21 protein-coding genes and 1 tRNA gene are annotated in these 19,532 nt (G+C 70.1%); 8 read left to right on the top strand and 14 right to left on the bottom strand.

All coding sequences use genetic code 11. From position 1 onward, the window contains the following. Nucleotides 1–35: 35 nt before the first annotated feature. Nucleotides 36–2,825: an aconitate hydratase AcnA gene (gene acnA / locus BUE30_RS10865; RefSeq protein WP_073329952.1), complete on the bottom strand. Its 2,790-nt coding sequence runs from the start codon at nucleotides 2,823–2,825 to the stop codon at nucleotides 36–38. A gap of 260 nt (nucleotides 2,826–3,085) precedes the next feature. Here acnA and BUE30_RS10870 point away from each other — a divergent pair, with 260 nt between their 5' ends. Beyond that, nucleotides 3,086–3,781, top strand: a complete 696-nt coding sequence (locus BUE30_RS10870) for a DUF1223 domain-containing protein (protein ID WP_073329955.1) — start codon at nucleotides 3,086–3,088, stop codon at nucleotides 3,779–3,781. Here BUE30_RS10870 and BUE30_RS10875 read toward each other — a convergent pair. The 3 genes from BUE30_RS10875 to BUE30_RS10885 form a co-directional block, all read right to left on the bottom strand. Continuing rightward, the gene (locus tag BUE30_RS10875; RefSeq protein WP_073329957.1) at nucleotides 3,778–4,668 is read right to left on the bottom strand and encodes a lysophospholipid acyltransferase family protein; all 891 of its coding nucleotides are present in this window, start codon (nucleotides 4,666–4,668) and stop codon (nucleotides 3,778–3,780) included. The genes BUE30_RS10870 and BUE30_RS10875 overlap by 4 nt on opposite strands. A 75-nt stretch (nucleotides 4,669–4,743) precedes the next feature. Then, on the bottom strand, nucleotides 4,744–5,814 hold the full coding sequence (locus tag BUE30_RS10880; protein WP_073329960.1) for a FliG C-terminal domain-containing protein: 1,071 nt from the start codon (nucleotides 5,812–5,814) through the stop codon (nucleotides 4,744–4,746). A 74-nt stretch (nucleotides 5,815–5,888) separates the two neighbouring features. Beyond that, nucleotides 5,889–6,404, bottom strand: a complete 516-nt coding sequence (locus BUE30_RS10885; protein WP_073329963.1) for an autoinducer binding domain-containing protein — start codon at nucleotides 6,402–6,404, stop codon at nucleotides 5,889–5,891. A 99-nt stretch (nucleotides 6,405–6,503) separates the two neighbouring features. Between BUE30_RS10885 and BUE30_RS10890 the strand changes: the two genes are divergently transcribed. After that, nucleotides 6,504–7,118 carry a helix-turn-helix transcriptional regulator gene (locus BUE30_RS10890; RefSeq protein WP_244526336.1) on the top strand — a complete coding sequence of 205 codons (615 nt, stop codon included), beginning with the start codon at nucleotides 6,504–6,506 and terminating at the stop codon, nucleotides 7,116–7,118. Nucleotides 7,119–7,234: 116 nt separating this feature from the next. Then, the gene (locus BUE30_RS10895) at nucleotides 7,235–7,885 is read left to right on the top strand and encodes an acyl-homoserine-lactone synthase (protein ID WP_073329969.1); all 651 of its coding nucleotides are present in this window, start codon (nucleotides 7,235–7,237) and stop codon (nucleotides 7,883–7,885) included. An 18-nt stretch (nucleotides 7,886–7,903) separates the two neighbouring features. On the opposite strand, the gene BUE30_RS10900 is transcribed toward BUE30_RS10895, so the two are convergent. Both BUE30_RS10900 and purB read right to left on the bottom strand, forming a co-directional pair. Continuing rightward, on the bottom strand, nucleotides 7,904–8,056 hold the full coding sequence (locus BUE30_RS10900) for an adenylosuccinate lyase (protein WP_139300530.1): 153 nt from the start codon (nucleotides 8,054–8,056) through the stop codon (nucleotides 7,904–7,906). 120 nt (nucleotides 8,057–8,176) lie between these two features. Next, nucleotides 8,177–9,499, bottom strand: a complete 1,323-nt coding sequence (purB, locus tag BUE30_RS10905) for an adenylosuccinate lyase (protein WP_073329974.1) — start codon at nucleotides 9,497–9,499, stop codon at nucleotides 8,177–8,179. 130 nt (nucleotides 9,500–9,629) lie between these two features. Here purB and BUE30_RS10910 point away from each other — a divergent pair, with 130 nt between their 5' ends. From BUE30_RS10910 to BUE30_RS10920, 3 genes are all read left to right on the top strand, one after another. Further along, on the top strand, nucleotides 9,630–10,661 hold the full coding sequence (locus BUE30_RS10910; RefSeq protein WP_073329977.1) for a sodium:calcium antiporter: 1,032 nt from the start codon (nucleotides 9,630–9,632) through the stop codon (nucleotides 10,659–10,661). Then, nucleotides 10,649–11,056, top strand: coding sequence for a DUF6314 family protein (locus tag BUE30_RS10915; RefSeq protein WP_073329980.1), 408 nt, complete (start codon nucleotides 10,649–10,651; stop codon nucleotides 11,054–11,056). The genes BUE30_RS10910 and BUE30_RS10915 overlap by 13 nt, the downstream gene beginning before the upstream one ends. A 72-nt stretch (nucleotides 11,057–11,128) precedes the next feature. Continuing rightward, nucleotides 11,129–11,722, top strand: coding sequence for a biotin transporter BioY (locus BUE30_RS10920; RefSeq protein ID WP_073329982.1), 594 nt, complete (start codon nucleotides 11,129–11,131; stop codon nucleotides 11,720–11,722). A gap of 73 nt (nucleotides 11,723–11,795) precedes the next feature. On the opposite strand, the gene BUE30_RS10925 is transcribed toward BUE30_RS10920, so the two are convergent. The 3 genes from BUE30_RS10925 to BUE30_RS10935 all read right to left on the bottom strand — a co-directional run bounded on the left by BUE30_RS10925 (nucleotide 11,796) and on the right by BUE30_RS10935 (nucleotide 14,599). Then, entirely contained in the window at nucleotides 11,796–12,560 is a 765-nt protein-coding gene (locus BUE30_RS10925; RefSeq protein ID WP_073329984.1) for a hypothetical protein, read from the bottom strand. A 235-nt stretch (nucleotides 12,561–12,795) separates the two neighbouring features. After that, nucleotides 12,796–14,202, bottom strand: a complete 1,407-nt coding sequence (glnA, locus tag BUE30_RS10930; protein ID WP_073329986.1) for a type I glutamate--ammonia ligase — start codon at nucleotides 14,200–14,202, stop codon at nucleotides 12,796–12,798. 58 nt (nucleotides 14,203–14,260) lie between these two features. Continuing rightward, nucleotides 14,261–14,599, bottom strand: a complete 339-nt coding sequence (locus BUE30_RS10935) for a P-II family nitrogen regulator (RefSeq protein WP_073329990.1) — start codon at nucleotides 14,597–14,599, stop codon at nucleotides 14,261–14,263. 165 nt (nucleotides 14,600–14,764) lie between these two features. Here BUE30_RS10935 and BUE30_RS10940 point away from each other — a divergent pair, with 165 nt between their 5' ends. Then, on the top strand, nucleotides 14,765–16,390 hold the full coding sequence (locus BUE30_RS10940) for a bifunctional ADP-dependent NAD(P)H-hydrate dehydratase/NAD(P)H-hydrate epimerase (protein ID WP_073329993.1): 1,626 nt from the start codon (nucleotides 14,765–14,767) through the stop codon (nucleotides 16,388–16,390). 93 nt (nucleotides 16,391–16,483) lie between these two features. On the opposite strand, the gene BUE30_RS10945 is transcribed toward BUE30_RS10940, so the two are convergent. Further along, nucleotides 16,484–16,954, bottom strand: coding sequence for a Hint domain-containing protein (locus BUE30_RS10945; RefSeq protein WP_073329996.1), 471 nt, complete (start codon nucleotides 16,952–16,954; stop codon nucleotides 16,484–16,486). 199 nt (nucleotides 16,955–17,153) lie between these two features. Between BUE30_RS10945 and BUE30_RS10950 the strand changes: the two genes are divergently transcribed. Then, nucleotides 17,154–17,238: transfer RNA gene (locus tag BUE30_RS10950), tRNA-Leu, on the top strand. Nucleotides 17,239–17,323: 85 nt separating this feature from the next. Here the strand turns inward: BUE30_RS10950 and BUE30_RS10955 are convergent. Genes BUE30_RS10955 through BUE30_RS10965 form a run of 4 tightly spaced genes read right to left on the bottom strand, consistent with a single transcriptional unit; the run spans nucleotide 17,324 to nucleotide 19,522 of the window. Then, nucleotides 17,324–18,337 carry a tyrosine-type recombinase/integrase gene (locus BUE30_RS10955; RefSeq protein WP_073329999.1) on the bottom strand — a complete coding sequence of 338 codons (1,014 nt, stop codon included), beginning with the start codon at nucleotides 18,335–18,337 and terminating at the stop codon, nucleotides 17,324–17,326. Continuing rightward, nucleotides 18,331–18,534: a hypothetical protein gene (locus tag BUE30_RS10960; RefSeq protein WP_073330002.1), complete on the bottom strand. Its 204-nt coding sequence runs from the start codon at nucleotides 18,532–18,534 to the stop codon at nucleotides 18,331–18,333. Before BUE30_RS10960 ends, BUE30_RS10955 begins: the two co-directional genes overlap by 7 nt. Beyond that, a complete protein-coding gene (locus BUE30_RS17530; RefSeq protein ID WP_139300531.1) occupies nucleotides 18,531–18,854 on the bottom strand; it encodes a hypothetical protein in 324 nt (107 codons plus the stop codon). Before BUE30_RS17530 ends, BUE30_RS10960 begins: the two co-directional genes overlap by 4 nt. Then, nucleotides 18,851–19,522 carry a hypothetical protein gene (locus tag BUE30_RS10965; RefSeq protein WP_073330005.1) on the bottom strand — a complete coding sequence of 224 codons (672 nt, stop codon included), beginning with the start codon at nucleotides 19,520–19,522 and terminating at the stop codon, nucleotides 18,851–18,853. The genes BUE30_RS17530 and BUE30_RS10965 overlap by 4 nt, the downstream gene beginning before the upstream one ends. Between the last annotated feature and the right edge of the window lie 10 nt (nucleotides 19,523–19,532).

The following is a 19,532-nucleotide window of genomic DNA, read 5'->3' on the forward strand; positions in this document are numbered from 1 at the left end:
CGATCTTTCCGGCAGGTTCCCTGACGGAGCGCCGCCTATTCCGCCGCGATCTGGGGTTTCGCGGCGAGGTCGCGCAGCACGTAGTGCAGCACGCCGCCATGCTCGATGTATTCCACCTCGATCGCCGTATCGATCCGGCATTTGATGGTGATGTCCTTCGTCGAGCCGTCGCCGTAGGTGATCGTCGCAGTCGTCTCCTGCAGCGGGCGCACCTGGCCGAGGCCCTTGATCGACACCGTCTCGTCACCCTTCAGGCCGAGCGACCTGCGGGTGTCGCCGCCGGTGAACTCGAAGGGGATCACGCCCATGCCGACCAGGTTCGAGCGGTGGATCCGCTCGAAGCTCTCGGCGATGACCGCCTTGACGCCGAGCAGCGCGGTGCCCTTGGCCGCCCAGTCGCGGGACGAGCCGGCGCCGTACTGCTCGCCGGCGAAGATCACCAGCGGGGTGCCGTTCTCCTGGTAGGCCATGGCGGCGTCGTAGATCGAGGTCTGCTGCCCGTCCGGCCCCAGCGTGTAGCCGCCCTCGACCCCGTCCAGCATCTCGTTGCGGATGCGGATGTTGGCGAAGGTGCCGCGCATCATTACCTCGTGGTTGCCGCGGCGCGAGCCGTAGGAGTTGAACTCCCGCGGCTGCACCTGGCGATCCGTGAGATACTTGCCGGCCGGGGTCGTCTCCTTGAACGAGCCGGCGGGGGAGATGTGGTCGGTCGTGACCATGTCGCCCAGGATCGCCAGCACCCGCGCGCCCTCGATGTCGTCGATCGTGCCGGGGTTCTTGTCCATACCCTGGAAGTAGGGCGGGTTCTGGACGTAGGTCGAGGAGGCGGGCCAGTCGTAGGTCTCGCTCTCGGTCGTCTCGACCGAGCGCCACTTCTCGTCGCCCTTGAAGACGTCGGCGTATTTCTCCTGGAAGGCCTCGCGGGTCACGGTCTTCTCGACCAGCTCCGCGATCTCGTGTGCCGACGGCCAGATGTCCTTGAGGTAGACGTCCTTTCCGTCCTTGTCCTGCCCCAGCGGCTCGGTCGTGATGTCGACGTTCATGTCGCCGACCAGCGCGTAGGCCACGACGAGCGGCGGCGAGGCGAGGTAGTTGGCGCGCACGTCGGGCGAGATCCTGCCCTCGAAGTTGCGGTTGCCCGACAGGACCGAGACCGCGATCAGGTCGCTGTCGTTGATGCACTTGCTGATCTCGGGCTCCAGCGGGCCGGAATTGCCGATGCAGGTCGTGCAGCCGTAGCCGACGAGGTTGAAGCCGATCGCGTCGAGATCGTCCTGCAGGCCGGCGGCCTCCAGGTAATGCGACACGACCTGGGATCCCGGCGCCAGCGAGGTCTTGACCCACGGCTTGCGGTCCAGGCCGAGTTCGCGCGCCTTCCGCGCCACCAGCCCCGCCCCGATCATCACGTAGGGGTTCGACGTGTTCGTGCAGGAGGTGATCGAGGCGATCACGATCGAGCCGTCGTGCAGCTGGTAGTGCCCGTCCTCGGTCCTGACGTAGCCGCGCTGGTGGTGGCCCTCGTCGCCCGGGATGTCCCGCGGCTCGGGCTGGCCGCCCTCGGCCTCCCACCGGGCCTGCGCGCGCTCGGTGACGTTCTTCCCCTCGCGCTGCTTCTTCACGTAGGCGTGGAAGGCGGCGCCGGCCTTGTCGAGGTCGATGTGATCCTGCGGCCTCTTCGGGCCGGAGATGGCGGGCACGACGGTGCCGATGTCGAGCTCGAGCGTGTCGGTATAGACCGGCTCGTAGCCCTTGTCGCGCCAGAAGCCGTTCTCCCTGGCATAGGCCTCGACCAGGGCGATCCGGTCCTTGTCGCGGCCGGTCTGCTCGAGATAGCGCAGCGTGACCTGGTCGATTGGGAAGAAGCCGCAGGTGGCGCCGTATTCGGGGGCCATGTTGCCGATCGTGGCGCGGTCGGCCAGCGGCACGTTGTCGAGACCGTCGCCGTAGAACTCGACGAACTTGCCGACGACGCCCTTCTCGCGCAGCATCTGCACGACCTTGAGGACGAGGTCGGTGGCGGTCGTGCCCTCGGTCATCGCGCCGGTCAGCTTGAAGCCGATCACCTCGGGGATGAGCATCGAGATCGGCTGGCCGAGCATCGCGGCCTCGGCCTCGATCCCGCCGACGCCCCAGCCGAGCACCGCGGCGCCGTTCACCATCGTGGTGTGGCTGTCGGTGCCGACGAGCGTGTCGGGATAGGCGACCATCTCGCCGTTCTGATCCTCGTCGCTCCACACCACCTGGGCGAGGTATTCGAGGTTCACCTGGTGGCAGATGCCGGTGCCGGGCGGCACGACGCGGAAGTTGCGGAACGCCTTCTGTCCCCACTTGAGGAACTGGTAGCGCTCGATGTTGCGCTCGTATTCGCGGTCGACGTTCATCTGGAAGGCGCGCGGATTGCCGAACTCGTCGATCATCACCGAGTGGTCGATCACGAGGTCGACGGGGTTCAGCGGGTTGATCTGCTGCGCATCGCCCCCCAGCGCCACGATCCCGTCGCGCATCGCGGCGAGGTCGACGACGGCCGGGACGCCGGTGAAGTCCTGCATCAGCACGCGGGCGGGGCGGTAGCTGATCTCGCGCGGGTTCTTCCCGCCCTTCTCGGCCCATTCGGCAAAGGCCCTGATGTCGTCGGTCGTGACGGTCTTGCCGTCCTCGAACCGCAGCATGTTCTCGAGCACCACCTTCAGCGCGGCGGGCAGGCGGGAGAAGTCGCCGAGCCCGGCCTCCTGCGCGGCGGGGATCGAGTAATAGGCGACCGACTGGTCGCCAGCCTTGAGCGTCTTGCGCGTCTTGGCGCTGTCGTGGCCGACCTTGATGGGCATGGGCAGTTTCCTCTCCGAACCGAAACCGGTGGGCGGACCGCCCGGGCGGAGGTCCGCGTCGACTTGCGGTATACAAATGTACACCGAAAAGTCCATGCCCCTCTGCGGGGCATACGTCTCCAATTTGTCGCGCTTGGACCGTCTGTCCAACCTTTCGGGTCCGGGATGTCTGTCGCGCGGGTGTCGCGTTTGCTTGATTGGCCCCGCGCGCGGCGCTGCGATAGGCAGGCCGGGCAAGACGACAACGACCGGAGATTCCCATGGCCCTGCCGCGCCCCGCCTTCGCCGCAGCCCTCGCCCTGGCATTCGCCGGGCCGCTTGCGGCGCAGGACGACGTGGTCGTGGTCGAACTCTACACCTCGCAGGGCTGCGCCTCATGCCCGCCCGCGGATGCGCTGCTGGCCGAGCTGGCCGAGAGGGACGACGTGCTGCCGCTCGCCCTGCACGTGGATTACTGGGATTACATCGGCTGGCGCGACAGTTTCGGGCAGGCGCTGTTCACGCTCCGCCAGCAGAGCTACGCCCGCGCCTTCCACGAGCGGATGGTCTACACCCCTCAGATCATCGTTGACGGGCGCGTCCACACGATCGGCAACCGCCCGATGGAGGTGATGGACCTGATTCATGCCCATGGGGACCGCCCGGCCGGGGCCGAGATCGAGATGAGCCGGCAGGGCGACCGGCTGACGGTCAAGGCCGAGGCGCATGCGCCGGGGCCCTATGTGGTGCAGATGGTCCGCTACCGCCCGAGCGAGCGGGTGGACATCACCGCCGGCGAGAATGCCGGCCACAGCGTGACCTACCGCAACATCGTCACCGAATGGCACGTGGTCGAGGAATGGGACGGGGCGGCGCCGCTCGATCTCGGCCTCGACCTCGAAGGGGACGATCCGGTCGCGATCCTGATCCAGCGCCCCGGCCCGGGCGAGATCGTCGCGGCGGCGGCGCTGGACTAGGCCGGCGCCCCGGCGGCGGGGAGCTCGCGCACCTTCCACCGGCGGTGGACCCAGAAGTACTGACCGGGATGCGCGCGCACGACGGCCTCGATCCGGTCGTTCACCTGCTGCATCATCGCCTCGGCCGGACCCTCCGGGACCGGCGGGTCGATCACCACGTCGAAGTCGAGCCCGCCTTCGCGCCGGATCGCGTGCGCCGTGTAGAGGCGGGCGCCGTAGCGCGCGGCCAGTTCGGCGGGCGAGAGCGTGGTGCGGGCGGGGCGGCCGAAGAAGGACAGCACCGCCCCGTCCGAGACATGCTGGTCCATCGCGATGGCCAGAAGCCCGCCGCCGCGCAGGTGGCGCACCATGCCCGCCACGCCGGAGCGGTCGCGCGGAAAGAGGGGGCGGGCCATCTCCTCCATCGCGCGGCGGTAGTGACCCTCGAAATACGGGTTGTCCATCGGCCGGTAGAGCGCGCCGACCGTCTCGCCCCGGGCGATCAGCGCCGCGCGCAGCGCGTCGTAATTGCCGAAATGTCCCACCGCGATCAGGACCGGGCGCCGACCCGCCCGCTCGGCGAGAAGCTGCGGCAGCCCCGGCCCGGTCAGCGCGTCGGAGGCCGCGACGCGGGCCCGGAACTCGGGCCCCGAATAGAGCTCGGCCACGGCGCGGCCGAAATTGTCGAGGCAGGCGACGGCGATGCGGCGGCGTTCGGACGGCGGCAGGCCGGGCATCGCGGCGGCAAGATGCGCCTCGGCCCGGGCCCGGAACCCGGCGAGCGGCCCGGCGGCCTGCGCGACGATGCGGCCGACCAGCGGGATGCGACGGCGATAGGGCAGGGGGGCGACCGCGCGGATGAGCGCGAGGAAGGCCGCATTGGCCGTCCGGTCGGCGATATCGCTCATCTCGGGATCCCGGGCCTGGTTCGGGGCCGGACATAGGGCCCGCCGCGCCGGGAAGGAAGCCCGGGGGGCGGGTCGCTACTCCTCCTCGTCCGATTCGGCTGGATCGACGAGCGTGATCTCTCCCGCCTCGGCCCGCTTCCGGATGGCTGCGACCACCTCCGAGAAGGCGGCCTCGGCGACCTTGCGCTTGATGTCCTTGCGGCCCTCCATCTCGTCGCGCAGGCCGTCGGCGAGGCGCTGCGAGATGTTCTGCAGCAGATGGTCGGCGGCCTCTCCTTCCGGGCCGCCGGCGGCGCGGGCCGCGGCGAGGGCGGTGACGAGCGTGTCGTTGTCGATGGCGCGCAGGATCGTCGGCACGTCGATCGGGGCGACGCGCGAGGGAATGTCCTTGAAGGTGAAGATCGCGCGGCGCACGTCCTCGGCGAAGGCGGGATCGTCCTCTTCCAGCGCGGCGAGCACGGCCTCGCGCGTGTCGGATTTCGACGAGTTGAGGATCGCGCCGACGCGTTCCACCGGGGTGGCCGAGAACGCCTTCTCGGGTTTGACGGCATATTGCGCGCAGAGCGCGGCGCCGATCCGGCGCACCGCGTGCGGACCGACGGCGGAGGTGCGCGAGACGGCGTAGGTGATCCGCCGCGCCGCGGGGCCGGGCAGCCGTCCCAGGAGGTCGGCCGCCTTGGCCACGTCGAGCTTGGAGAGGGCGATCGCCGCGACCTCGGTGCTCTCGCTGTTCATCAGCGTCACCAGTTCCTCGACCGGAAGGGCGAGGATGGCCGGCCATGGATCGATGCCGCGCGCGCGGGCGACCTCGTTCCTGACCCGCGCGGCGGCGGCGGGGCTGAGATGGTCGGTCAGCGCCTTCAGCACGTTGTCGAGCCCGCCGGGCGCGGAGAGGCCCAGCCCCTCGAGAGAGGCAAGGAACTCCTCCGCCACCTGTTCGAGCGTGGCGCGGTCGACGAGCCGCAGGTCCCCCATCTCGCGGGTGAGGTCGAGCTGCACCTCCTCGGGCAGCGAGGCGAGGGGCAGGGCCTGCCCCTCGGCCAGGGCGAGCTGGACCACGAGCGCGGCCTTGCGCCGCTGCGTCATCGGCGCAGCGGGGGGACCGGCGGAGCGGTCGGTGCGGACGGGCGAGGACAGGACGGACATCGGACCCCGGCAACTGTCGGAACATCGTCCTCGTCCTGCCGCAGCGCGGTGAAGATTCGGTTAGGGCCGGGCGGTCAGGCGGTGGTCGCCGAGATCCCCATCGCCACCAGCCGGGGTCTGAAGCCGGCCGGCAGCCGCTCGAGATCGAGCGTCGCGTCATGCAGGGCGCCGGTCAGGTCCTCGATCCGGGCGCCCTCGTCCCCGGTGAAGGGGCGGTCGGACCGGGCGAAGCTGGCGACGCTGCGGCTCGCGGAGGCGACATGCGCGACGGTCAGCCCGTGGACCAGCCCCGCCCTGGCCGCGAGGTCCATCACGCGGGCGGCGTCGTCGCCGGTGACCGCCATGTCGGCCCAGGCGATGCGTCCGGTATTCGCCATGCCCCAGGCGACGGTCGGATCGTGGATCCCGTAACCGCGCGCGGAATATTCGTCGATCCAGGCGCGGGGATAGCTCTGCAGCATGAACCTGACCGAGGCGAACCGGACATGCAGCCCGATGGCGAAGCCGGCCGGGGCGATCCGGACGAGGTCGCGAAGTGGCCCGAGCAGCGCTTCGGATCGCGGGTCGGAGACGTCGTCGTTGGTCGACAAGGCTTCGTGAAGTCCTCTGTGGCGATATTCTGGTCTGGCAGCTCGATGGACGATAGGTTGCAGAGGAAGTCTAGTCAGATTCCGATGGAGTATCCAAAAGTGTCAGAGTCCGCGCCGGTCGACGCGGAGATCTTCGATCGGATCGCGCCGTCCGGCTATTACATCGCCCTTCGGCTGCGCTTCCATGCCTGCGTCGCTGTCGTGAACACACTGCCGGCGGAATGGATCGATCTCTATACCGGGACCGGGATGCTGTTCGTCGACCCGGCGAACCGCTGGGCGAACACCGAGATCGGCGCGATCCGCTGGAGCGACATCGAGCTGGAGGATCCGTCCGGGGTGCTGGAGCAGGCGCGGCGCCACGGCCTGCGCTTCGGCCTGACGATCGCCATCGCCGACCGGGCGGGCCGTCCCGAGCGGTCCATCGCCCAGCTCTGCCGCCCCGACCGCGAGTTCTCGGACGACGAGATCCTCGTGCTCGAGGCCGAGCTGCGCCGTCGGCACGATGCGCTCGCCCCGCCAACCAACATCACCCCTGCCGAGATCGAGGTCCTCGCCCTCGTGCGCGCCGGGCTGCGACAGAAGGAGATCGCCTGGCGGCTGGGCGTCAGCGAGGGCGCGATCAAGCAGCGCCTGCGCAATGCCCGGCACAAGCTGGGCGCGGCCAATGCCGCGCAGGCCACCTCCATCGCGGCGTCGTTCAACCTGATCTGACGCAAGATCCGGCGGGCGGGGCCGGATTGATCACGGATTGCCCCTGGGTCAGGCGCGTCGACTGACAGAACCCCCGACTGACGTCATCCTCCGGCCACCGCAACCGGAGGTTATCCATGATCGTCATAGATTTCACGCTCGCCACCGCGCATCGGCATGGCGCCGCCTTCTACGACTACCTCGGCCTGAGGAAGAGATACTTCGTCGACGGCCTTCACTGGGACCTGCCCCATGACGACGAGGTGGAGATGGATCAGTACGACAACCCCGCCGCGCATTACGTCCTGGCGACCGAGGGCGGGGCGGTCCTCGGCGGCGCGCGCGGCATGAGCATGACCGCCGCGTGGGGCCGGCATTCCAACATGCTGCGCGATGCGAGGGACGGGTTGCTGCCCGGGATCGACCCCGCGATCGTTCCCGGTGAGACGGACTTCGCCCGTTGCTGGGAATGCACGCGCTTCGTCCTGTCGCGCCGCCTCGCCACCCGTGCCGCGCGGGCCGACGCGATCACCGGCCTGCTGGACCGCATCTGCGGGATCGTCCGCGACCATGGCGGCGAGCGGGTGATGTCGCTCTCGCCGCTGCCGATGGTCCGCACGCTGCGACAACTTGGCTACGCGGCCGAGCGCCGTGGGGCGGCCTATACCTGTCCCGAGGACGGGCGGCGCTACGCGGTGATCGACATGCCGGCATCGGCGCGCAACCGGACGCTGCAGCCCGCGATGAGGTCGCCGGTCGCGGGGGCCGAGAGCCGCCGCGCCGCCTGACCGGGCCGACCGTCGCCCCTAGCTGGAGACGGGGACGCAGACCTCCTGCTCGGCATCCCAGACGGTGCCGTCGGCGCAGGACATCGACGCCTCCTCCCGCTCGCACTGGGCGAAGGCGGCGGCGGGGAGAAGGAGGGCGGCGGCCAGGGCCGCGAGCAGGGTCTTCGTCATGGGGAGGCTCCCGTCATGAAAGGACATGACGAAGCGTCGGGGATCTCCTGTCCCCGCGTCAAGCGCCCTTCACCTCACGCTTTCGTCACATGCCCGGGCGGCGCGGCCCCTGCTCCGGCGTCAGATCTCGCGGTTCGGCTGCGCCTCGAAGACGCGGGCGAAGATCGTGTCGACATGCTTGGTGTGGTAGCCGAGGTCGAACTTCTCCTCGATCTGCTCGGGGGTCAGCGCGGCGGTCACGTCGGGATCGGCCAGCAGCTCGGTTCTGAAATCGGCGCCCTGTTCCCAGACCTTCATCGCGTTGCGCTGGACGAGGGCATAGGCGTCCTCGCGGCTGACGCCGGCCTGGGTGAGCGCGAGCAGGACGCGCTGGCTCATCACCAGGCCGCGGAACCTGTTCATGTTGTCCAGCATCGCCTGCGGATAGACGACCAGCTTGTCGATCACGCCGGCGAGGCGGTTCAGCGCGAAGTCGAGATGGATCGTGGCGTCCGGCCCGATCCCGCGCTCGACGCTGGAATGGCTGATGTCGCGCTCGTGCCAGAGGGCCACGTTCTCGAGCGCGGGCGTCACGGCGGAGCGGACGAGCCGGGCGAGTCCGGTCAGGTTCTCGGTCAGGACGGGGTTGCGCTTGTGCGGCATCGCGGACGAGCCCTTCTGCCCCTTGGAGAAGAACTCCTCGGCCTCGAGCACCTCGGTCCGCTGCATGTGCCGGATCTCGGTCGCGATGTTCTCGATCGAGGAGGCGACGACGCCGAGCGTGGCGAAGAACATCGCGTGCCGGTCGCGCGGGATCACCTGGGTGGAGATGGGCTCGGGCCGCAGGCCGAGCTTCCCGCAGACATGCGCCTCCACCGCCGGGTCGATGTTGGCAAAGGTGCCGACGGCGCCCGAGATCGCGCCCGTCGCCACCTCCCACCGGGCCTTTTCCAGCCGGTTCCGGTTGCGGTCCATCTCGGCGTAGAACCGGGCGAAGGTCAGGCCCATCGTGGTCGGCTCGGCATGGATGCCGTGCGAGCGGCCTATCCGGACCGTGTCCTTGTGCTCGTAGGCGCGGCGCTTCAGCGCCTCGAGAAGCCGGTCGAGATCGGCGATCAGGATGTCGGCGGCGCGGACGAGCTGGACGTTGAAGGTCGTGTCCAGAACGTCGGACGAGGTCATCCCCTGGTGGACGAAGCGCGCCTGGTCCGAGCCGATATGCTCGGCCAGATGGGTGAGGAAGGCGATCACGTCGTGCTTCGTCACCGCCTCGATCTCGTCGATGCGGGCCACGTCGAACTCGACATCCTTCGCCTTCCAGACCGCCTCGGCATTCTCGCGCGGGATCACGCCCAGATCGGCCATCGCGTCGCAGGCATGGGCCTCGATCTCGTACCAGATGCGGAACTTGGTCGCGGGATCCCAGATGGCGGTCATCTCGGGGCGGGCATAGCGGGGGATCATCGGCGGGCTCCGTTAACGCGGCGTCGGGGGCGGGGTCGGGCGCGGTCTAGGCCGGGGCCGGGGCGGGGGCAAGCGCGGGCGGGCCCGGCAAGGACTGGTCACGGTGGCGTGAGGCCTTAGGTGGCGGGCCATGCTCGCCGGATTGTCCACGCCGCTGCTCTTCGCCGTCCTCGCCGCCTGCGCGCTGGCGATCCTCGTCCTCGGCACGCGGATGGTTCGGATCGCGGACCGGATCGCCGACATCACGGGGATGGGCGAGGCGATCATCGGGATGATGCTGCTCGGCATCGCGACCTCGCTGGCGGGGACGGTGGTCTCGATCAACGCCGCGCTGGACGGGCGGGCCTCGCTCGCCTTCTCGAACGGGATCGGGGGAATCGCCGCCCAGACGGCCTATCTCGCGATCGCCGACGTGATCCATCGCCGGGCCAATCTGGAACATGCCAGCGCCGAGGCGACGAACCTGTTCCAGGCGGCGCTGCTGATGCTGCTGCTTTCGGTGCCGCTGGTCGCCTGGGCGATCCCGGAATGGACCTTCTGGGAGGTGCATCCCGCCTCGATCGTGATCCTCGTCGTCTATGTCGGGGGGCTCTACCTCGCGCGTCAGGTCCGCGAGCGCCCGATGTGGACCCCGAAGGAGACCGACGCCACGCGTCTCGACGAGCCGGACGAGCCGGTGAGTCGCGGCGACGTCGCCTCGACCGTGGCGCAGTTCTTCGGCCTGATGGCGCTGCTGGCCGGGGCCGGCTACCTGGTCAGCGAGTCGGCGGTCGAGATCGTCGACCGGTTCGGTGTGTCCGAGACGGTGATCGGCGCGCTCTGCACCGCCGTCGTCACCTCTCTGCCCGAACTGGTCACGACGATCACTGCCGTGCGGCGCGGGGCGATGCAGCTGGCCGTGGGCGGGATCATCGGCGGCAACACCTACGACGTGATCTTCCTGTCGGCCTTCGACGCCAGCTACCGCGAGGGCTCGCTCTACCACGCGATCACGGATGCCGATTTCATGTGGCTGGCCGTCGGCATGACGATGACGGCGCTGCTGCTGATGGGGCTGATCCTGCGCGAACGGGAGGGGCCGTTCAGGATCGGGACCGAGAGCGTGGCGATGCTGGGCGTCTATGTCGGGGCGACGTTGGTGCAGGTCCTGTGGATGAGCTAGGCGCGCTGCGGCCGTTCCTGGGGGACTGGCAGCTCGTGCGCCGCGTCCGCGACGGCGGCGACGAGGCGCGGTTCGAGGGGAGCGCCCGGCTGGGCGCGGATGGCTGGTTCGTCGAGAGCGGAACCTGGACCTCGGGGTCGATGGCGGGGTTGCGGGGCGAGCGGCGCACCCACTGGGCCCCGCTGGACGCGGGGATCGCGGTCTCCTTCGCGGACGGGCGGCCCTTCCACCACGTCGTGCCGGGGACGGGCGAGATCGCGGTGCGGCACGATTGCGCGCCGGACCTTTATCTCGGCGCCTACCGGTTCGAGCTGCCGGCCCTCTGGCGGCTGGATTGGCGGGTCACGGGGCCGCGCAAGGATTACCGGATGACGTCCACCTACCGCCGCGCGTGAGGGGCTGCCGTCTTGCGCGGCGGGGGGCGTTGCGGCATCACCGGGGAAAGACATTCCAAGGGAGAGCCAGACATGGCGGCGACGATGAACCGGGACGTGCTGATCGACCGGATCGGCGGAACGGGAGAGGGCGCGGCGCTGCTGCGCAAGGTGGTCCTCGTGGCGCTGGGCGTGGCCTTCATGGCGGCGGCGGCGAAGATCCGGGTGCCGATGTGGCCGGTGCCGATCACCATGCAGACCTTCGCCGTGCTGTCGCTGGGCGCCGCCTACGGCGCGCGGATGGGCCTGGCGACGCTGATCGCCTACCTCGCCCTCGGCGCGGCGGGCGTGCCGCTCTTCACCGGGAGCGAGGCGGGGCTGGCCTATCTCGTCGGGCCGACGGGGGGCTACCTCGTCGGCTTCGCCGTCGCCGCCTTCGCCGTGGGCGCGCTGGCGCGGCGCGGCTGGTCGCGCAGCGTCGGCGGCATGGTCGGCGCGCTGCTGGTCGGCAACGCGATCATCTACGCCTTCGGCCTGCCCTGGATGGCCTGGCTCTTTGCCGCCGAGCGGGGCTGGGGCTTCGTCTGGACCTGGGGCATCGGAAACTTCCTGATCGGCGACGCGCTGAAGCTCGCCCTGGCCGCCGTGGCGCTGCCCGCCGCCTGGAAGATGCTGGACCGCCGCTGACGTCGATCCCCTTGCGGACACGAACGAGGGGCGCCCATCGGGCGCCCTTTTTCGTTGGCAGGGCGGGGCAGGCCTACGCCGCGCCCGGCACCTGCAGCAGCCACACGGCAGAGGCGCCGAAGGCCACGAGCGTGCCGAGCCCCTCGGCATTGGCGGGCGTGCCAAGCCGCGTGCGGGCCAGTCGTGCGCCGGTCGCATCGGCGAGGGCGCGGATCGCCCCCCGGCCCCGGATGGCGGCGCGCAGGGCCGTCTCCTCGGCCCGGCAGTGCACGGCAGAACGGCGGCTGCGACCGGCCCGGATCGCGACGGGGTGGGACGGGCGCACGAGGGCGAGAGCGGGGGCGAGAGCGGGGGCGGACTGCGCGGCGCTGGTCAGCGCGAGCAACCGGTCGAGCGGCGTCTCGGCCCCCCCGGCGCCGGCCGGCGGAGCGGGATCGGCCCGGGGCGCGATGCGGCCCGACAGGGAGAGCAGGGCCGGCAGGTCCAGCGGTGCGTCGATCTCGTGCCAGACCTGGTGATCCGCGCCGTGCCGCACGCCGATGCGGCGGGCGATCGTGCGGGCGATGTCGAGGGCCCGGTCGGCCTGCCCGGCCCGGCGGGGCGCAGCGGAGACGTAGACGTGCCAGGCGGGTTCCGCCCCCTCCGTCACGTCCCAGGCGAGGGAGAGGTCGATGCCGCGCAGCGCGATCTGCGCGAGGTTGGGCGCCTCCATCACCGGGGCGGTCGCGCCCAGCGGCGCCAGCGCGGCGCGCAGCTCCCGCAGGATCGCGTCGAAGCGGAGCTCCGGGTCGCGGCGGAACAGCATCTCGATGACGACGATGTCGTTTGTCTGCGTCATGTCTCAGCCCCTCTCGCGCGGACCCTGCGGGTCCGTCTACGAAGACAGGCTTAAGAGGGGATTGAGACCGACCCGGGAGATGATTGGGGTGATTTCGGGAACAATGCGGACAAACTGGCCGGATTTCCTCCATGGGGACGATGGCAGGATGGCGGGAGGGGCCCAACTTCCTGCCCCCGCATACAGGAAGGGCGCCCCCTTGGGGCGCCCTCCGCAGGATCGTGCGGGGCCTGCCTCAGCAGGAATAGTAGAGCTTGTACTCGATCGGGTGCGGCGTGTGCTCGTAGGAGTAGACCTCCTGCCACTTCAGCGCCATGTAGCCCTCGATCTGGTCGCGGGTGAACACGTCACCGGCCAGCAGGAACTCGTGGTCCTTCTCCAGCTCTTCCAGCGCCTCGCGGAGCGAGCCGCAGACCGTCGGGATCTGCGCCAGCTCCTCGGGGGGCAGGTCGTAGAGATCCTTGTCCGAGGACGGGCCCGGGTCGATCTTGTTCCGGATCCCGTCGAGGCCGGCCATCAGCAGGGCCGAGAAGGCGAGGTAGGGGTTTGCCGCCGGGTCGGGGAAGCGGGCCTCGACGCGCTTGGCCTTCGGGCTCTCGGCCCACGGGATCCGGACGCAGCCCGAGCGGTTGCGGGCCGAATAGGCGCGCAGCACCGGCGCCTCGAAGCCCGGGATCAGGCGCTTGTAGCTGTTGGTCGTCGGGTTGGTGATCGCGTTCAGCGCCTTGGCATGCTTGAGGATGCCGCCGATGAACCACAGCGCCTCCTGAGAGAGGTCGGCATACTTGTCGCCCGCGAAGAGCGGCTTGCCGTCCTTCCAGATCGACATGTTGACGTGCATGCCGGTGCCGTTGTCGCCCGCGATGGGCTTGGGCATGAAGGTCGCCGACTTGCCGTAGGCCTGCGCCACGTTGTGGATGACGTACTTGTACTTCTGGATCTCGTCGGCCTGCTTGGTCAGCGTGCCGAAGATCAGGCCAAGCTCGTGCTGGCAGGACGCGACCTCGTGGTGGTGCTTGTCCACCTTCATGCCGATCCGCTTCATCGTCGAGAGCATCTCGGAGCGCATGTCCTGCGCGTCGTCGACCGGGTTGACGGGGAAGTAGCCGCCCTTCACGCCCGGACGGTGGCCGGTATTGCCGACCTCGTACTCGGTATCCGTGTTCCAGGCGCCGTCCATCGCGTCGACCTGGTAGGACACCTTGTTCATGGTGACCGAGTAGCGCACGTCGTCGAAGATGAAGAACTCGGCCTCGGGCCCGAAGAAGGCCTGGTCGCCGATGCCGGAGGCCTTGAGATAGGCCTCGGCGCGCTCGGCCGTGCCGCGGGGATCGCGGTCATAGGGCTCCATCGTGTCGGGCTCGAGCACGGTGCAGTGCAGGCAGAGCGTCTTCTCCGCGTAGAACGGGTCGACATAGGCGCTCTCGGTATCGGGCATCAGCTTCATGTCGGACTGGTCGATCGACTTCCAGCCGGCAATGGACGAGCCGTCGAACATGAAGCCTTCCTCGAGGAAGTCCTCGTCGACCTGGTCGGACATGACGGTGACGTGCTGCAGCTTGCCGCGCGGATCGGTGAAGCGGATGTCGACATAGACGACTTCCTCGTCCTTGATCGTCTTGAGGACGTCTTTGATGGCCATGGAACCTTTTCTCCTATGGTCTGGAAACCGGGGGGTTGAGAGCGACGGGGGGGGGCGGTCAGAGGGCGTCGTCGCCCCTTTCGCCCGTGCGGATGCGGATCGCCTGCTCGACCGGCGAGACGAAGATCTTGCCGTCGCCGATCTTGTCGGTCCGGGCGGCGCCGATGATCGCGTCGACGGCCGTGTCGACCTGGTCGTCCGCGAGGATCACCTCGATCTTCACCTTGGGCAGGAAGTCGACGACGTATTCGGCGCCGCGATAGAGCTCGGTATGGCCCTTCTGCCGGCCGAAGCCCTTGGCCTCGACCACGGACAGGCCCTGCACGCCGATCTCCTGGAGCGCTTCCTTCACCTCGTCGAGCTTGAACGGCTTGATGATCGCCTCGATCTTCTTCATGCGCGCGACTCCTCCCGTCTGGGTCAAATGGCCTAAGATCATTCCCCGTCCCGGGTCACAATCGGACCCGCCCGGGATGGCACGGGGCGGACCGGGAATCCAGATGCGCCGCCGTGGAAATGGGCGGCATGCCTGTTTCGAGGGCAGTTTGAGAAGGAGGCGCCGGTGATCGAGATCCTCACCGCCGAACAGATGCGAGCGGCCGAGCAGGCTGCGATGGAACGCGGCGCGGCAACGGGCAGCGCGCTGATGGAACGGGCGGGGCAAGGCGTCGTGGATGCCGTCCTCGCCGAGTGGCCGGACCTTGCCGTGGGCTCGCGGCGGGCCCGCGTGCTCTGCGGGCCCGGCAATAACGGGGGCGACGGGTTCGTCGTCGCGCGGCTGCTGCGCGAGCGGGGCTGGGCGGTCGAGCTGGATTTCCACGGCACGCCCGGCGGACAGGGACCGGACGCCGCCGCCGCGCGCGCTGCGTGGGAGCGGACGGGGCCGGCAGATCCCGCGGGGGATCCGGAGAAGCTCGACCTCGTCGTGGATGCCCTCTTCGGGACCGGTCTCACCCGTGGCGTGGTCCTCGATCCGGGTCTGGCCGGGATCTTCCGCAGGCTGATGGCCGAGACGTTCTGGGCCACCGGCAGCCAGCAGCGTCCCTATGTCGTCGCCGTCGACATCCCCTCCGGGCTGGATGCCGATTCGGGGCGGGTGCTGGCGCCGCTTCCCGAGGACCTCGCCCGCATCCCGGGCGGCGCGGACGCGGCAGATGTGGGAGCGCATCTCACCGTCACCTTCCACCGACCGAAACCGGGCCATGTGCTGGCCGAGGGGCCGGCGCGCTGCGGCCGGCTGGCCGTGGTCGATCTCGGGCTGGCGGAGGCGCCGGCCGTCGATCGGGCCGGACCCGTGCGGCTGGTCGACCGTCCCGCCGCCCGGCCCGCCGCCGGGCGGCCCGGCCTGTCGAAGGCCCGGCCCGGCCCCGGTGCGGCGGATCACAAGTACAGCCACGGCAGCGTGCTGGTCCTGTCCGGCGGAGTGGGCAGGGGCGGCGCGGCGCGGATGACGGCGCGGGCGGCGCTGAGGATCGGGGCGGGGGCGGTGACGCTGCTCTGCCCGCCGGCGGCGCTGATCGAGAACGCGGCGCAGCTGGACGCGATCATGCTGCGCCCGGTGAAGGATCCCGGGCAGCTGGCGGACCTTCTGGCGGAGGGGCGGGACCCGGCGCTCTGCCTCGGGCCGGGGCTGGGGACCGGTGCGCGGGAGGTCGGGCTTGTGGCCGCGGCGCTGGACGGCGGAGGGCCGGCCGTGCTCGACGCGGACGCGCTGACGCTGCTGGCGCGCGATGCGGACCTGTTCGCGCGGCTGCATGCGGGCTGCGTGCTGACGCCCCATGCGGGCGAGTTCGCGCGCCTCTTTCCCGACCTCGCCGACCGGATCGAGGGCGCGGCGACGCGGGGGCCGGCCGCCTCGAAGGTCGACATCGTGCGGGCGGCGGCCCGGCGGGCGGGCTGCACGCTGCTGCTGAAGGGCCCGGACACGGTGATCGCGGACCCGGACGGCACCTGCGCGGTGAACCTCGCCGCCTACGATCGCGCGGCGCCCTGGCTCGCCACCGCCGGGGCGGGGGACGTGCTGGCGGGGTTCGTCGCGGGGCTGCTGGCGCGCGGCTTTGCCCCGCGCGAGGCGGCGGAGGTCGGCGCCTGGCTTCACGTGGAGTGCGCCCGGGCCCACGGGCCGGGCCTGATCGCCGAGGAGCTGCCGGAGGCGCTGCCGGGCGTGCTGCGCGCGCTCGGCGCCTGAGGGGGGACGGGAAGGGGGGGCGGCCGCCGGCCGCCGCTCGCCCCGCTGGCGCGGGGCATCGCCCCGCCCGCCGGCCCGCAAGGGCACTCCGCCTCAGGCGGAGCGCAGCTCCAGCCCGCCAGCATAGAGCGTCTGCGGCCTGTCCAGCACGACGTCGTGGAGGCGCATCTCGCGCGCCGCTTCCCTCAGGACGAAGGTGCCGTCGACGAGGCGCCCGGCCGGCATGTCGGCGGTGGCGGCGCCGTAGAGCGCCCGGGCCCGCCAGTCCCGCAGATGCACCCGCGTGGCCGGGGAGAGCAGCGTATCCTCGCCCGGACGGGCATGGCCGAACGTGCCGGCCCGGACCCGGACGGGCGCGATGCGCTGCCGCAGGACGCGGATCTCGCGGATCCGGGCCATGCCGCCCTCCCGCGTGACGATGCGATCGCCGGGGGCCAGATGCTCCACCGGCATCTCTCCGTCCATGGTCAGGACGATCGTGCCGGAGGGAAGGCCGCCCGTCGTGCCCCGGGCGAGCCGGGCGGACAGCGCGGCGGAGAACAGCTCTTCGGTCTCGGTGCTCATGCCCAAGGGGTGATCCTGCCTCGTGTCGGTTTGCGGGCGAACTCGTGTCGCGGTCCGTGCTTGTGTCGCAGGATGGGGTTAAGCGGAGGTTCCTGTCGCGTGGAAAAGTGCCGATCCGGGCCGGCCGCGCCGGGAGGGCGGCACGGGCGCCACGAAACTCCTCGCGCGCGGGGGCGATCCGCGCTAGGGCAGGCGCCGTGCGGGTGTGGCGGAACTGGTAGACGCACCAGATTTAGGTTCTGGCGCCGCGAGGCGTGGGGGTTCGAGTCCCTTCACCCGCACCATCCATTATTTGCAAGGGGATCGTGGCTTCGCAACCGGGTGCGGGAAGGGATGCCGAGGACGGCGTTTCCCAATCGTTTCCCGAATTCACGTTCCACCCCCGTTCTGTTCTCGGCGATTCTGGGCCGTGCGGGAAAGCCGGCGCTGGCTCGCGCGGGCCCGGTACTTCGCCACCATCCCCATCGTCCGGTGCCCGGTGACCGACGCGATCTCGCTGTCGCTGCAGCCGGCCTCGGCGAGCGCGACGGCCGCGTTGTAGCGCCAGCCATGGATCACATACGCCTCGGCCCCGATCTTCTGCCGGACCGCCATGACGCGCTCCTGGACGCGGCGCTTGTCGAGCGGCTGGGTGAGGTTCTTCGCGAGGATGTGCCGCCCGGTGCGGGGCAGGGCGTCCAGGTAATCGACTAGGAACCGGGGGCACGCGACCCAGAGCCGCTCGTCCGTCTTGTCCTGGCGGACGCGCATGTACTCCCCGTCGAAGTCGTCCCAGGCCATTCCCATGACGTCGCCGATCCGCTGCCCGGTCCCGGTGCAGAGCATGTAGGCCGTGCGCTCGACGGTGAGCTGCTGGGCGATGCAGTAGGCGTCGAAGGCCTTCAGCTTGGCGTCCGGCCACGGCTCGTACTCGCCGCCCTTGAGCTTCTCGACGCCGCTTGCCGGGTTCGCCGTGATCCATTCGAGGTCGATCGCGTGCTTCGCCAGGATCGACAGCATCTCGACCATCGCGTTCGCCTTGCGCCAGGTCTCGGCGTAGGTGTCACGGGCCGCGATGACATGCTTGCGGCGGAGCGCGGTGAAATCCTTCGGCCCGTTCTTCTCGCGGATCAGCTCGAGCGTGCGGCGGTACTCTCGCCGGGTGCCGGGCTTCTTCGATAGGTAGGCCGGCGAGGCGTAGTAGGACTGGATCAGCGCCTCGTAGGTCGTCTTCGTGGCGCGGTGCGCGCGGCCGCTGCGGATCTTCCAGTAGGCCGCGTCGAACTCTGCGCTGTCAGGATCGTCGGGCAGGCGGATGTATTCCTTCCCGCGTCGGAAGTACCAGTAGACCCGCCCCTTTACGACCTTGCGCTGCAAGTGCGGCTTGCCCGGCTGCTTCACCATTCGGGTTCATCCTGTGACATCGCGGCGCCGGACAGGATGGCCTCGATCTCCTTCACGTTCCACCGCTCATGCGGCCCGATCCTGATCGGCCCCGGCAGCGCGCCCACCCCGACCAGTCGCCGGAACTCGGCTGCGCTCATGTCGAGCAGCCGGGCCGCGAGGCGTTCGCTGGCAAAGAGGGGGCGGGCCTCGGTCATCGATTCGCGATTTCCAGCAGCACGTTTGCGTGGCAGGGCTCCTCCAGCGGGCGCCAGTTCAACTCTGCCGCGACGACCACATTTTCGCCACACAGGTAAATTTTGAAGGTCGGCGAGATCAGTGGAAATGTAAGTGATGACACAGGCAAAGAGCCAACCGGGCAGCCCGACCCGCCCGGCAGTGTGGGTTTCGTACGGTCGGATGTCACCGCGTGACTCGCTCTTCCTGACCCTGTTGAGGGTGATCCGTCGCTATCTGTCCCGCCGGGCGTAATTCGCCCCATCGGGTGATCGCACGGTTCCTTGACGTAGACGGTCATCGCTGCGCCTTTTCCAGTTCGGTGACGATGCCGCCCCATTGGTCGGCCATCGCCTCAGCGATCCCGGGATAGGTGCGCGAGCGCTCGCGCCAGCGGTTCGGGCCGGGGCTGGCGCGGTGAACCTGCGACCATGCGGCATGGCGCTCGGGCTCCGTCGCCTTCCGGGGCGGGTCGAGGCGGTCGGTCGCGGCGAGGGGGTCGAGCCCGCGCAGGTAAAGCCCGGTCGCCTTGAAGGCCGGATCCCCGAACCACCACGGCTGGACGATCTGCGGCCGGGGCAGCCCGGCCGGCAGGCGCTCCCGGGCATGCTTGTGCATCACCGGGTTCTCGACGGCGACCCTTTCGACCGGCGCTTGCCAGACGGCGGAGAAGAGCGCGGCACCCTCGTCGAGCTCCGCCCACATTTCAGCGCGGGTCCGGCCGGGCGGCGGAGTGTGCAGCCAGCGAACGCCGCTGTTGCAGAGCCGCGTGCAGGGCGGGTGGAAGACGGCGAGCAGGTCCCAGCCGTCCGCGAGGTAGTCCCGCACATCGCCGGTGATGTGCCGGTTCGAGCCGTCCTCGGCCGGCAGCAGGTCGCAAGACCAGACGTCGTGGCCCCGGGCGGCGAAGGCGCGGCGAACGACGCCGCTGGTCTCGCAGCCGATCAGGATCCGGAGGGGCGCGATCACGATGGTCTCC

It is taken from the genome of Wenxinia saemankumensis (genome assembly GCF_900141735.1).
Taxonomy (GTDB): domain Bacteria; phylum Pseudomonadota; class Alphaproteobacteria; order Rhodobacterales; family Rhodobacteraceae; genus Wenxinia; species Wenxinia saemankumensis.

Bases quoted from the DNA above. Each gene is read 5' to 3' on its own strand.
- BUE30_RS10955 (WP_073329999.1), bottom strand. From the start codon at position 18,337: ATGGTGAAGCAGCCGGGCAAGCCGCACTTGCAGCGCAAGGTCGTAAAG.
- BUE30_RS10875 (WP_073329957.1), bottom strand. From the start codon at position 4,668: ATGAGCGATATCGCCGACCGGACGGCCAATGCGGCCTTCCTCGCGCTC.
- BUE30_RS10895 (WP_073329969.1), top strand. From the start codon at position 7,235: ATGATCGTCATAGATTTCACGCTCGCCACCGCGCATCGGCATGGCGCC.
- BUE30_RS10870 (WP_073329955.1), top strand. From the start codon at position 3,086: ATGGCCCTGCCGCGCCCCGCCTTCGCCGCAGCCCTCGCCCTGGCATTC.
- BUE30_RS10880 (WP_073329960.1), bottom strand. From the start codon at position 5,814: ATGTCCGTCCTGTCCTCGCCCGTCCGCACCGACCGCTCCGCCGGTCCC.
- purB (WP_073329974.1), bottom strand. From the start codon at position 9,499: ATGATCCCCCGCTATGCCCGCCCCGAGATGACCGCCATCTGGGATCCC.
- BUE30_RS10920 (WP_073329982.1), top strand. From the start codon at position 11,129: ATGGCGGCGACGATGAACCGGGACGTGCTGATCGACCGGATCGGCGGA.
- glnA (WP_073329986.1), bottom strand. From the start codon at position 14,202: ATGGCCATCAAAGACGTCCTCAAGACGATCAAGGACGAGGAAGTCGTC.
- BUE30_RS10910 (WP_073329977.1), top strand. From the start codon at position 9,630: ATGCTCGCCGGATTGTCCACGCCGCTGCTCTTCGCCGTCCTCGCCGCC.
- acnA (WP_073329952.1), bottom strand. From the start codon at position 2,825: ATGCCCATCAAGGTCGGCCACGACAGCGCCAAGACGCGCAAGACGCTC.
- BUE30_RS10900 (WP_139300530.1), bottom strand. From the start codon at position 8,056: ATGACGAAGACCCTGCTCGCGGCCCTGGCCGCCGCCCTCCTTCTCCCC.
- BUE30_RS10925 (WP_073329984.1), bottom strand. From the start codon at position 12,560: ATGACGCAGACAAACGACATCGTCGTCATCGAGATGCTGTTCCGCCGC.
- BUE30_RS10960 (WP_073330002.1), bottom strand. From the start codon at position 18,534: ATGACCGAGGCCCGCCCCCTCTTTGCCAGCGAACGCCTCGCGGCCCGG.
- BUE30_RS10935 (WP_073329990.1), bottom strand. From the start codon at position 14,599: ATGAAGAAGATCGAGGCGATCATCAAGCCGTTCAAGCTCGACGAGGTG.
- BUE30_RS17530 (WP_139300531.1), bottom strand. From the start codon at position 18,854: ATGACCGTCTACGTCAAGGAACCGTGCGATCACCCGATGGGGCGAATT.
- BUE30_RS10945 (WP_073329996.1), bottom strand. From the start codon at position 16,954: ATGAGCACCGAGACCGAAGAGCTGTTCTCCGCCGCGCTGTCCGCCCGG.